The sequence below is a fragment of the Rarobacter faecitabidus genome (assembly GCF_006716265.1).
GTDB classification, from domain to species: domain Bacteria; phylum Actinomycetota; class Actinomycetes; order Actinomycetales; family Cellulomonadaceae; genus Rarobacter; species Rarobacter faecitabidus.
Window position 1 is genome coordinate 155025 of record NZ_VFOS01000001.1, and the last position, 12143, is coordinate 167167.

The 12143-nt window shown below is 66.1% G+C and carries 12 protein-coding genes; 8 read left to right on the top strand and 4 right to left on the bottom strand.

What is annotated here, in order from left to right:
- Positions 1-104: 104 nt before the first annotated feature.
- The 4 genes from pstS to pstB all read left to right on the top strand — a co-directional run bounded on the left by pstS (position 105) and on the right by pstB (position 4118).
- Positions 105-1253: a phosphate ABC transporter substrate-binding protein PstS gene (gene pstS, locus FB461_RS00790; RefSeq protein ID WP_142118055.1), complete on the top strand. Its 1149-nt coding sequence runs from the start codon at positions 105-107 to the stop codon at positions 1251-1253.
- A gap of 187 nt (positions 1254-1440) precedes the next feature.
- A complete protein-coding gene (gene pstC, locus FB461_RS00795; protein ID WP_246046079.1) occupies positions 1441-2373 on the top strand; it encodes a phosphate ABC transporter permease subunit PstC in 933 nt (310 codons plus the stop codon).
- Between the two features lies 1 nt (position 2374).
- Complete coding sequence (gene pstA, locus FB461_RS00800; protein WP_142118059.1) at positions 2375-3283, top strand: phosphate ABC transporter permease PstA; 909 nt, start codon at positions 2375-2377, stop codon at positions 3281-3283.
- Positions 3284-3338: 55 nt separating this feature from the next.
- The gene (pstB, locus tag FB461_RS00805; protein ID WP_142118061.1) at positions 3339-4118 is read left to right on the top strand and encodes a phosphate ABC transporter ATP-binding protein PstB; all 780 of its coding nucleotides are present in this window, start codon (positions 3339-3341) and stop codon (positions 4116-4118) included.
- A 127-nt stretch (positions 4119-4245) separates the two neighbouring features.
- Here the strand turns inward: pstB and FB461_RS00810 are convergent, their stop codons facing one another.
- The gene (locus FB461_RS00810) at positions 4246-4728 is read right to left on the bottom strand and encodes a hypothetical protein (RefSeq protein ID WP_142118063.1); all 483 of its coding nucleotides are present in this window, start codon (positions 4726-4728) and stop codon (positions 4246-4248) included.
- Between the two features lie 135 nt (positions 4729-4863).
- Between FB461_RS00810 and FB461_RS00815 the strand changes: the two genes are divergently transcribed.
- The 4 genes from FB461_RS00815 (at position 4864) to rlmB (ending at position 8355) form a co-directional block, all read left to right on the top strand.
- Entirely contained in the window at positions 4864-5346 is a 483-nt protein-coding gene (locus FB461_RS00815) for a CarD family transcriptional regulator (protein ID WP_142118065.1), read from the top strand.
- A 102-nt stretch (positions 5347-5448) separates the two neighbouring features.
- Positions 5449-5937 carry a 2-C-methyl-D-erythritol 2,4-cyclodiphosphate synthase gene (gene ispF / locus FB461_RS00820; RefSeq protein WP_142118067.1) on the top strand — a complete coding sequence of 163 codons (489 nt, stop codon included), beginning with the start codon at positions 5449-5451 and terminating at the stop codon, positions 5935-5937.
- Positions 5938-5976: 39 nt separating this feature from the next.
- Complete coding sequence (cysS, locus tag FB461_RS00825; RefSeq protein ID WP_142118069.1) at positions 5977-7389, top strand: cysteine--tRNA ligase; 1413 nt, start codon at positions 5977-5979, stop codon at positions 7387-7389.
- A 15-nt stretch (positions 7390-7404) separates the two neighbouring features.
- A complete protein-coding gene (gene rlmB / locus FB461_RS00830; RefSeq protein WP_142118071.1) occupies positions 7405-8355 on the top strand; it encodes a 23S rRNA (guanosine(2251)-2'-O)-methyltransferase RlmB in 951 nt (316 codons plus the stop codon).
- Positions 8356-8431: 76 nt separating this feature from the next.
- On the opposite strand, the gene FB461_RS00835 is transcribed toward rlmB, so the two are convergent.
- The 3 genes from FB461_RS00835 to FB461_RS00845 form a co-directional block, all read right to left on the bottom strand.
- Positions 8432-9241 (bottom strand): DsbA family protein, encoded by an 810-nt coding sequence (locus FB461_RS00835; protein WP_142118073.1) that lies wholly within the window; start codon positions 9239-9241, stop codon positions 8432-8434.
- A gap of 159 nt (positions 9242-9400) precedes the next feature.
- On the bottom strand, positions 9401-10714 hold the full coding sequence (locus tag FB461_RS00840; protein ID WP_142118075.1) for a DUF4032 domain-containing protein: 1314 nt from the start codon (positions 10712-10714) through the stop codon (positions 9401-9403).
- A gap of 104 nt (positions 10715-10818) precedes the next feature.
- A complete protein-coding gene (locus FB461_RS00845) occupies positions 10819-11937 on the bottom strand; it encodes an ABC transporter ATP-binding protein (RefSeq protein WP_142118077.1) in 1119 nt (372 codons plus the stop codon).
- Positions 11938-12143: the final 206 nt, after the last annotated feature.

Consider the following 12143-nt stretch of genomic DNA (forward strand, 5'->3'; position numbering starts at 1 on the left):
GTTCACCTGGTGACTGAACTTCGTCCACTCGCGGTACCTATGTTGGGGGTGTCGCCGGCGATCCGCCGGCGGAAAAGACGCCCAACCAAAAGGATGGACATATCGTGAAGTTCAACCGTCGCTCTCGCCTGACCGGAATTGCTGCGGTGAGCGTACTGGCGCTTACCCTCGGCGCTTGCTCCGGGGGTTCTGACTCATCTTCGCCCGCGCCGGGTGGTTCATCGGAGCCCGGTGGATCGGCACCCGCCGACAACTCCGCGCTGTCCGGCAACCTTGCCGGGACCGGCGCGTCATCCCAGGAGAAGGCTATGGACGGCTGGGTCGCCGGATTCTCCGAGTCGGCCCCCGATGTTGTCGTCACCTACGACCCGCAGGGCTCCGGCGCCGGCCGCGAGCAGTTCCTCGCCTCCGCCGTTCAGTTCGCTGGCTCGGACGCGGCACTGTCTGGGGACGAGTTGACCGCTGCGCAGCAGCGCTGCTTCGGCGGCGAGGCTCTTGAACTGCCCGTCTACATCAGCCCCATCGCCGTGATCTACAACCTTCCCGGCCTGTCAGCGGCGAATATCAACCTCGACGCGAAGACCATCGCCGAGATCTTCGACGGAAAGATCACCAGCTGGAACGACGCCGCCATCGCGGACCAGAACCCGGGCGTGGACCTTCCCGCGACGACGATCATCCCCGTACACCGCTCGGACGAGTCGGGCACCACGGAGAACTTCACCGACTACCTCGCTGCCGCCTCTGACGGCGCCTGGTCGTACGAGGCGAGTGGCACGTGGCCCATCTCGGGCGGTCAGTCCGGCGCCAAGACGCAGGGCATGGTCGACACCGTCTCGGGTGCTGAGGGCGCCATCGGTTACGCCGACGCGTCCCGCGCCGGCGACCTGGGTACCGTCGCGATCAAGGTCGGCGACGCCTACGTGCCGTATTCGGCGGAAGCCGCCGCGAAGGTCGTCGACGCATCACCGCGCGCCGAGAACGCGACGGCCAACCGGCTCGTCGTCGAGCTCGACCGCACCACGACCGAGGCCGGCGCCTACCCGCTCGTCCTGGTCTCGTACGAGATCGCCTGCTCGACCTACGACAAGCAGGCCGACGTGGACAACGTGAAGGCCTTCCTGACCTACATCGCCAGCGACGAGGGCCAGGCCCGCGCCGCTGACCCGAGTGTCGCCGGTTCGGCTCCGATCTCGGCCGCGCTTCACACCGAGGTCCAGACTGCGATCGACGGAATCTCGCTCGCCAGCTGATTCCGGGCAGACCGCATAGGGGTGTGGCGGGCGGATACAGACTTCCGCCCGCCACACCCTCGGGTCCAACCAGACTCAGCAGACTCCCTTGAATCGGACACACAGACACGAGGAGAGCAGTTTGCTCACCGAAGTACAGCCCGACGAGGCCACCGGGCGGCGCGGTCAGCGCGGCAACACCGACGACCTGCTCACCAACGGACGCAGGCAGTGGGGCGGCGCGATATTCTCCGGGGCGTCCCACACCGCAGGCATCCTGATCCTGGTCGTGCTCGCTGCTGTGGCCGTGTTCCTCATCATCGAGGCGTGGCCCGCCATTACTGCACCCACCGAGGAACTCGAGAAGATCTCGTGGTTCAAGGGCACTAGCCTGCTCGAGTACATCGGGCCACTCGTCTTCGGAACGCTGCTTTCATCCGTCCTCGCGCTGCTGTTCGCCGTCCCGCTATCCATCGGGATCGCGCTCTTCATATCGCACTACGCCCCTCGACGCGTGGCGCAGACCGTCGCCTACGTGATCGATCTGCTCGCGGCGATCCCATCGGTGGTGTACGGCCTGTGGGGGGCGCTCTGGCTGTTGCCGGTGCTGAACCCCATCTTCTCCTGGCTGACGTCCGCGCTGGGCTTCATCCCGCTGTTCGCCGACTATCAGGCCCCGGCGAAGAACATCCTGTCCGCCTCGATCGTGCTGGCCGTGATGATCCTGCCGATCATTACTGCGGTGTCCCGGGAGATCTTCCTGCAGACGCCCCGCCTGCACGAGGAGGCCGCGCTGGCGCTCGGCGCCACCAAGTGGGAGCTCGTACGCATGGCCGTGCTGCCGTTCGGACGCTCGGGAATCATCTCCGCCTCGATGCTCGGCCTGGGACGCGCGCTCGGGGAGACGATGGCCGTGCTGATGGTGATCTCGCCCGGGCTGCTGTACTCGTTCTTCCTGCTCAAGCCCGGGCAGCACCAGACCATCGCCGCGAACATCGCGGCACAGTTCCCCGAGGCTTCGGGGCTCTCGGTGTCCGTGCTGATCGCCACCGGCCTCGCGTTGTTCGTCTTCACCTTCCTCGTCAACATGGCGGCCCGCGCGATCATCGCGCGCCGCAAGGACTTCTCGGGGGCCAACTGACATGACAAGCGTGATCAATCAGAATCCCGTACCGAGCGCACTGGCTTTCCCGCCGATCTCGACCGGCCGCAGGCTGAAGGACGGGTTCGCCCGCACGCTGATCTATCTCGCGTTCGGCATCGCCCTCGTGCCGCTGTTCTCGCTCCTGTGGATCGTTATCCAGCGCGGACTGAAACTGTTCGGTTGGAACTTCCTCAGCACCGACATGGTGGGCGTATTCGGCGATATGACCTCCGGCGGCGCCTACCACGCGATTATCGGCACCCTACTCATCACTTTTTGGGCCGCCGTCATCTCCGTGCCGCTCGGCCTCCTCACGGCGATCTACCTGGTCGAGTACGGGCGCGGCCCGCTGGCCCGGGCGATCACGTTCCTGGTGGACGTCATGACCGGTATCCCGTCGATTGTGGCGGGCCTGTTCGCCTTCGCGATCTTCACACTGATCATGGGGCCGGCTTTCCGCGCCGGCATCATGGGCGCGGTCGCGCTCGCGCTGCTGATGACGCCGGTGGTGGTACGCAGCGTGGAGGAGATGCTGCGGATCGTCCCGAACGAGCTCCGCGAGGCGAGTTACGCGCTCGGTGTTCCCAAGTGGCTGACCATCGTCAAGGTGGTCCTGCGCACGTCGATAGCGGGCATCGTCACCGGCATCATGCTCGCCATCGCGCGCGTGATCGGCGAGACGGCGCCGCTCCTGATCACGGTCGGCATGATGACGCGCGTCAACATGAACGTCTTCGAAGGGCGCATGGCCACGTTGCCCGTCTTCGCCTACAGCGAATACTCCAAGGGCGGCGTCGGCATCGATCGAGCGTGGGCCGCCGCGCTCACGCTCATCATCATCGTTATGGCACTCAACCTCATCGCACGGGCGATAGCCAAGAAGTTCTCCCCCAAGATCGCTCGTTAGGGCCCGGAACTTCTGAGGTTCAGGGGCTCGCGCCCCTCGGAAAGGAATCAATCACATGTCGAAGCGCATTGACGTCAAAGACCTCAACGTCTATTACGGCGACTTCCTGGCTGTCGAGGGCGTCACCATGGCCATCGAACCCCGCCAGGTGACCGCGCTCATCGGGCCGTCGGGTTGTGGGAAGTCGACTTTCCTGCGCACCCTCAACCGGATGCACGAGGTCATCCCGGGGGCGCGCGTGACCGGCAAGGCGCTCATCGACGGCACGGACTTGTACGGCACGGGCGTGGACCCCGTAGCCGTTCGCCGTCACATCGGGATGGTGTTCCAGCGACCCAACCCATTCCCCACGATGTCGATCGCCGACAACGTGCTGGCCGGAGTCAAACTGAACAACAAGCGCATCTCGAAGGGGGACGCCGAAGAGATCGTCGAGCATTCGCTGCGCGGCGCCAATCTCTGGAACGAGGTGAAGGACCGGCTGGGCCGCCCCGGCTCGTCCCTCTCGGGTGGCCAACAGCAGCGGTTGTGCATCGCCCGCGCGATCGCCGTTCAGCCCCAGGTCCTGCTGATGGACGAGCCGTGCTCGGCCCTCGACCCCATCTCGACCCTGGCGATCGAGGACCTGATAAACGAGTTGAAGGAGCAGTTCACGATCGTCATCGTGACGCACAACATGCAGCAGGCGGCCCGCGTGAGCGACCGAACCGCGTTCTTCAACATCGCCGGAACGGGAAAGCCTGGCAAGCTCATCGAGATCGATGACACGGCGACCATCTTCTCGACGCCGTCCGTGCCCGCGACCGAGGACTACATCTCCGGTCGATTCGGCTGAGCCGGCCAGCTGCCCACGCGCGCGAGCCGCTCCTTCGGTTGCGACTGTTCGTCGCACGTTAAACGAGGGACGCGCACTGGTAAGCGGTGCCGGGACCCAGCCGTGGCGGCCGGGCTACCGCTGAGTCTTACTCCTGCGGCGACTTGCCGTAGGTGTCGACGCTGTCGACAGCCGCACCCGAGATGATCGGGAGTGAGAGCTCGGCGGACTCGTCACCCGCCTTGACGACGACGGGCAGGAGTTCGCCCGGTACGGCGCCACCCAGGGACTTGAGGACGAGTTCGTTTGCGGCATTGAAGTTGAGCAGTTCGCGGCTGCCGATGACCTCGTCCGCGACCTCTTTGCCTGCCGGCGCTTCGAGCGAGAACTCCACGTCGGTGAAGGATCCGTTGGAGAACGCCCCGTACAGCTTGCCCGAATCGCCGGATTCGTCAGCGACGACGAGCAGGTTGATCCCGGTCAGCGCGCCGACCTCAACGCGCACGCCGTCAGAGGGCGCGTAGTCGGTGTCGGTGGTGACCGGGGCGCATCCGGTGGTGAGCGCTACGGCCGCAGCCGCGGCGACGACGGCCACCATACGAGCGGGGCGGGTCTTGAGCAAAGGGCGCACGAATCTGACTCCAAAGCGCGAGGAAAGCACTGCGTGTGCAAGGGACTTTTGGACCGTGAGGTGGCCCAAGGGTCCATCTTAGTGGCAATGGGCCGGCATGGTAGAATAGAGGTCCGCTAAAAGGGAGATCTGCACATGACGTTCACAGTTGGTGAAACCGTTGTTTACCCGCACCACGGCGCAGCTCGAATCGAAGAGATCAAGACGCGCAAGATTGGTGGCGAGGAGAAGATCTTCCTGAAATTGCACGTCACCCAAGGAGACCTCACCATCGAGGTTCCCGCAGCCAACGTCGACATCGTGGGTGTCCGCGAGGTCGTTGGTCGCGAGGGCCTGGACGAGGTATTCGCCGTTCTCCAGTCCCGCGACTGCGAGGAGCCGACCAACTGGTCGCGCCGATTCAAGGCGAACCAGGAGAAGCTGGCCACCGGCGACGTGGTCAAGGTGGCCGAGGTCGTCCGCGATCTTTCGCGTCGCAGTGCCGGTCGCGGACTTTCCACCGGCGAGAAGGCGCTGCTCTCCAGGGCCCGCCACATCCTGGTCTCCGAACTCGCGCTCGCTGAGCGGACCGAAGAGGACGCCGCGGAGCTCCTGCTCGACAAGCTTCTGGCCTCCTGACGCTTCAATGATCCGAGCGGGTTCACGTCGTCCGGCGTGATCACCGGCCTATTCCACTGACCAGTCGGTGGTGAGTCGATCCACGACGGGAGGGCTTGCGCCGTGACGATACCGCGAATCGGCCAGGGCGTGGATGTGCATGCGTTCACGGATACTGCCGACGGTGTGCCGCTTCACTTAGGTGGCCTCCACTGGGCCGATTCCGGTGGCCTCGACGGCCATTCCGATGCCGACGTCGTTGCACATGCCGCGTGCGACGCTCTGCTGAGCGCGGCCGGGCTGGGAGACCTGGGTGCGATCTTCGGCACGTCGGATCCGCGCTGGGCCGCAGCGAGCGGCTGCACGCTCCTGACGGAGACCGCCGCTCGCGTGCGCGCAGCCGGTTTCGAGATCGGCAACGTATCCGTCCAACTGGTAGCGAACCGCCCCAAATTCGGGCCTCGCCGCGCGGAATCCGAGCGAATCCTGTCCGAGGCGGTAGGTGCGTCCGTGTCCGTGGCCGCCACGACCACGGACGGCCTGGGGCTCACCGGCCGCGGGGAGGGGGCCGCGGCCATCGCCGTCGCCCTCATTGTCCACAGCGGCGAGTGAACTCCTTCCCGCCCCGACAGGAAACGGTAATCTGACAACGTGAGCCTTAGGATCTTCGACACTGCGACGCGCTCGGTGCGTGATTTCAGCCCGCTCGTGCCCGGGCAGGTCGGCATCTACGTGTGCGGAGCAACGGTGCAATCGCCACCCCACATCGGACACATGCGATCCGCGGTCGTGTTCGACATCGTTGCCCGCTGGCTGAGGCGCAGCGGATTCCGGGTCACGATGATCCGCAACGTCACCGACATCGACGACAAGATCCTCACGAAGGCTGCCGATGCCGGCGAGCCGTGGTGGGCCTGGGCGAGCCTCCACGAGCAGGCGTTTACCGCGGCGTATGACGCACTCGGCATCGAGCGGCCCACGTACGAACCACGCGCGACGGGACACGTGCCCGAGATGATCGAGTTGATGGAGCGCCTGATCGAACGTGGTCACGCCTACGTCGCGGGTCCGGGCAACGTGTACTTCGATACCCGTTCGTGGGCAGAGTACGGGAGCCTCACCAACCAGCGACCCCAGGACATCGGTCCGGCCACCGACAGCGACGATGAGCGAAAGCACGATCCGCGGGATTTCGCGCTCTGGAAGGCACCCAAGCCTGGCGAGCCGGCCGACGCGCAGTGGCGCACGCCGTTTGGCGCGGGCCGACCCGGCTGGCACCTGGAGTGCTCCGCCATGGCCACGCGCTACCTCGGCCCCGAGTTCGATATACACGGAGGCGGCCTGGATCTGCGCTTCCCGCATCACGAGAACGAGCAGGCCCAGTCCCGTGCCGCCGGCGACGGGTTCGCGCGTTACTGGATGCACTCGGCATGGGTCACCCAGCAGGGCGCCAAGATGAGTAAGTCGCTCGGGAACGGCCTACTCGTCACGGAAGTACTGCACGACCACTCCGCCGCGGTTCTGCGCCTCGCGCTCGGCGGCGTTCACTACTCGTCGATGATCGAATGGTCGGCCGAGTCGTTGAGCGAAGCGGCCGCGACGTGGGAGAAGTTCGCCGGGTTCGCCGCGCGCGCGACCGAGCGAGTAGGGGCGGTGTCCGTGGACGAGGTCCGCGCCGCCGCACTCCCCGAAGCGGCGATCGCGGGACTCGACGACGATTTCAACGTTCCGGTGGCGCTCGCGGCGGTTCACGAGCAGGTCCGCGACGGGAACAACGCCCTTACGCAGAGTGACGACGACGCTGTGCGCGCCGCGCTCGTGGCAGTCCGCGGCATCCTCGACGTCCTCGGCCTCGATCCGCTGTCAGACCAGTGGTCGGCCGCTACGGACGAGGCCTCCCGATCCGCCCTGGACAGCCTTGTCCAGGCGCAGCTCGACATTCGGGCACGTGCCCGCGCCGACCGCGATTTCGCGACGTCGGATCGTATCAGGGACGAGTTGGGCGCGGCCGGTATCGCCGTCGAAGACGGCCCCGACGGCGCCCGTTGGTCGCTGGAATCATGACAAAGGAACGTTTAAGTGGCCGGTAATTCGCAGCGCAAGGGAGCAGTCCGGAAGCTCGCCAAGAATCCCAAGGTGGGTTCGGGCGGCCAGAGTCGGCGTGCACTAGAGGGCAGGGGGCCGACGCCGAAGGCGGAGGACCGCCCGTATCACAAGGCCTACCAGGCGAAACAGGAGCGCGAGTCGGCCTCGCGCCCGAGCAGCGTGCGCCGCGGGTCGAAGGGGGAGAACGAGGTCATCGTCGGCCGGAACGCGGTGCTAGAAGCGCTGCGAGCTGAGATCAAGGCGAAGGGCCTGTTCATCTCCGGTGGCGTCGACAGCGACGATCGCCTGCGCGAGATCCTCCAACTGGCTGCCGAGCAGGGCCGTCCCATCATGGAGTCGTCCAGGCGCCACCTCGATGATCTGGCCGACGGCGGAGTCCATCAGGGCGTCGCCATGGAGGTTGCGCCCTATGAGTACGCCGATCCCGAGGATCTCCTGGACTTCGCGGCGGAGCGGGATGAACTGCCGCTCATCGTCGCGCTCGACTCTGTGACGGATCCGCGTAACCTCGGTGCGGCCCTGCGCTCGGCCGGAGCGTTCGGAGCTCATGGCGTGCTTGTTCCCGCGCGCCGGGCGGCTGGAGTCACGGCTGCGGCCTGGAAGGTGTCGGCGGGGGCGGCCGCCCGCGTACCGGTTGCGAAGGCGACTAACCTGGTCCGTGCGCTCACGGACTACAAGAAGGCAGGGCTCTTCGTGATCGGCCTCGATGCCGGCGGCAACGTAGATATCGCGGACCTGCCCTTCGCGAACGACCCGCTGGTCGTCGTGATCGGTGCCGAGGGCGCCGGGCTCTCACGCCTGGTCCGGGAGACCTGCGACGCGATCGTGTCGATACCGATCGCATCCGCCGTCGAGTCCCTCAACGCCGCCGTGGCCGGTGGCGTCGCCCTGTATGAGGTCGCCAAGCAGCGTCGACAGGCCTGATCCGCCGGCGTTGCAGTCCTCGGGCACTGGGCGAGCCCTTGTCGAATCCGGCCCTGCGGTAGCCTCGCGGAATCGCCTACTGCAGCGCGGCGTCGATGGCCGCCCGGAACGCCTCGGTATCCTCTGGGCCGCCAGCGTACTTCACCCCGTCGATCAGGATGGTTGGCGTCGAGAGTTGACCGGTGCCGCCAGTGACGGCGGCGTTGGCAGCGGCCTGGGAGGCTAGCGTGATCGCCCAGTCGGCGTACTCATTGCTCACCGATGCCGCGGCGACATCGTCCGGCACGCCCGCCTGCTTGGCCAGGTCAACGATCTCATCGTCGCTCAGCCCACTTCCACTCTCCGCTGGCTGCTCGGCGTAGAGGATCGTGTTGAACGCGAGCGCCTTGTCGGGTGCGTGGACGGTCACGTATGCGAACGCGGACGCGGACCGCGACGAATACGCGGTCTTGGACCCGCCCGACAGCATCGACAGCGGATGCATGACGAGCGTGATGTCGCCAGCGACACGGTACTCGTCCAAAATGCCGGTATTGGCCGCCTCGAAGCGGGCGCACCACGGGCACAGGAAGTCAGCGTAGACCTCGACATTGATGGCCCCGTCGTTGACCGACCCGGCGGTGCCGTCCGAGCCAAATGGAATGCCGCCGTTAACGCCGGTCGCGGTCGGGGGCGCCGCGGCGTTGGGGTCGACGGTCGTCTTCTTGTTCCCCGACACCACGATGTAGCCGACCAGTGCCACGACGAGCAGCAGGCCGATGACGATCGAGAGCAGCGTTATCCGCCGCCCGCGCGCTTCGCGCCGCAACTGCTCGTCACGCAGGGCCGCGGCCTTGGCGCGTGCGCTCTCGCGCCGGTCGGACTTGCTGGATGGATTTCCGGCCATGACTGATGCTCTCCGCGTCGAAGGCGATTGTGGAACCGAGTGTCATCCGTGGGCGAGTGACGCGTCGGTGTCCTTTGAGCCTATCGGCGGCGCCAGTGGCGACTATGGGACCTTTTGCGTGGATTCGCGGGTCGATCCGCGGTTCGATTCCACTGTTGTCTACGGGTTCGGGCCCAGGTCGGCGAGATCGCCCTCGAGGTCGGTATCGTCGTCGTCGAGCAACTGCGCCGCGTCGTCCGCGGCGGCCGCCTCCTCCGGGGTCAGGCCCAGGATGGACTGCTCCGGCGGGCGCGATGGCAGAACCGAATGACCATAGGATCGGGCCGCCTCGATGATGGGTACGTCGCGGCTCTGCTGCTGGGAGAGGAACCAGCGATGATCCAGCACCTCGTGAAACAGCTGCGCCGGTTGCAACTTGCCCCGCTGCGACGGCGGAACCGCGCGAATAGCGGGCTCGAAAACCTCCGTGAGCCACTCATGGGCTAGGTGCGTTTCGGAGACGCTCGGGTTCTCCTCGAACGCGCAGTAGTGCTCAAGATCGGCGAGCAGCCTGCGTGCCTGGTGTTCCTGCACCTCCAGGCCGGTGAGCTGGGCGAGGCGGCGCGAGTGGAACCCCGCCTCGACAACCTTCGGGCGGATGCGCACGCGCTGACCGCCCTCCTCGGTGGACATCGCCAACTCGTCCACGTCGAAGCCCAGCCCGTGGACGCGCTCAATGCGTTCGTTGACCCGCCACCGCTCGTCGCGCGTGAACGACTCCTCCTCAGTGAGCGCCTGCCACAACTCGTCGTAGCGGGCGACCAGCGAGTCGCCTATGCCGATCACATCGGTGTCCTCGTCTAGCACCCCGCCCGACTCGAGGTCCATCAGTTCGCCGATGATGTTCGTTCGGGCCAGGTCCACGTCGTAGTTGCGCTGGCCGTCGGTCAGGGCGGGATAGAGCGCGCCGGTCTCGGCATCGACGAGGTACGCCGCGAAGGTCTCCGCATCCCGGCGGAAGAGCGTGTTGGACAGCGACACGTCGCCCCAGTAGAAGCCCACAAGGTGCAGGCGCACGAGCAGGACCGCGAGTGCGTCGATGAGGCGTGTCGCGGTATCAGCGCCCATGATGTGGCTGAACAGCGAGCGGTAGGGGAGCGAGTACTGCAGGTGCTCAGTGATGAGTACGGCCTCCAGCGGCTCGCCGTCGGCAGCCACGCGTCCAGTGATCACCGCCGTCGGGGTGACGGAGGGCACATCCAGGCGTTCCAGGCGGCGCAGTAGTTCGTATTCGTTGTGAGCGACGAGTTCGGAGATCTCCTTGATGGCGATCACTCGTCCGGAAAGTCGCACGAAGCGGACCACGTGCCGCGAGAGGCCGCGCGGCAGTGCCGCGAGGACGTTCGCGGGCCACTGCGCGAGCGCGGTGCCCCACGGCAGATCCAGAAGGTCCGGATCCACGCGCGCGGAGGTGATGTGCAGTTCCTGCGTCATGACCGGCGAGGCCCCTTCCCTGCATGGATACGCCGTGACCACGGTATCGCGGCCACGGCGTATCTGGGACTCATGTGAGCGAGTCCGCCACTACTTGTCGCTGATCAGGCAGACGCGATGCGCTCGCCGGTCTCGGCGTTGAAGATGTGCTCCTGACCGGGGCGGATCTTCACGTTGATGACCGATCCCTTCTCGGGAACCGCGCGCGGGTTGACGCGCACGATGACTTCCTGACCCTGCGGGACGACCTGGTCTGCGCCAGCTTCGGTCGCGAGCGTGCCGTACACGAACGCGTCCGATCCGAGTTCCTCGACGAGGTTGACGTAGACGGGAATCGCACCGGAGTCCTCGGCGGGAACGATGTCGAGCGCCTCGGGGCGGAACCCGATCGTGATCTTGTTTCCGGCGGCCGCGGCCTGGCCGAGCACGTAGCTCGGCAGCGGGACGCGCGATCCGCCGATCAGGGCGACGTCGTCAGTCACGTTGAATGTGCCGATGTTCATCGCGGGCGAGCCGATGAAGCCTGCGACGAAGACGTTCGCCGGGGTGTCGTACATTTCGCGCGGGGTGCCGACCTGCTGCAGGTAGCCGTCCTTGAGGACCGCGATGCGATCCCCCATGGTCAGGGCCTCGGTCTGGTCGTGCGTGACGTACACGGTCGTGACGCCCAGGCGACGCTGGAGCGAGGCGATCTGCGTACGCGTCTGAACGCGCAGTTTGGCGTCGAGGTTCGACAAGGGCTCGTCCATGAGGAAGACCTGCGGCTGTCGGACGATGGCGCGGCCCATGGCGACGCGCTGGCGCTGACCTCCCGAGAGGGCCTTCGGCTTGCGCTCAAGGTAGTCCGTCAGATCGAGGATCTTGGCGGCTTCCTCAACGCGCTTCTTGATCTCGGCCTTGTCGACGCCTGCGATCTTCAGGGCGAAGCCCATGTTCTCGGCGACCGTCATGTGCGGGTACAGCGCGTAGTTCTGGAACACCATCGCGATGTCGCGGTCCTTCGGCTGGACGTTTGTGACGTCGCGGTCGCCGATGAGGATGCGGCCGGAGTTGACGTCCTCGAGTCCGGCGAGCATTCGCAGCGAGGTGGACTTACCGCAGCCCGATGGGCCGACGAGTACGAGGAACTCTCCGTCTTCGATGTGGAGGTTCAGGTCGTTGACCGCGGGGCGGTCGGTTCCCGGGTAGGTCCGGGTGGCGTGGTCGAAAGTGACAGATGCCATGATGATTTCCCTTCACCGGCAGGTACGTGCCGGACGATCCGTTGTGAATGGATGACGACTCTTCAGTAGTCTGTGACCCGTCGTGGGTCAACACCTCAAGGGTACATTCCCGTTGCCGAACCGCCTATGCGGTACGTCACATTCCGCCGGGGATCGCCAGGAATTGTGGCGTACTTCACCCGTTGTTCACCGGCGGAGCGGGCGGC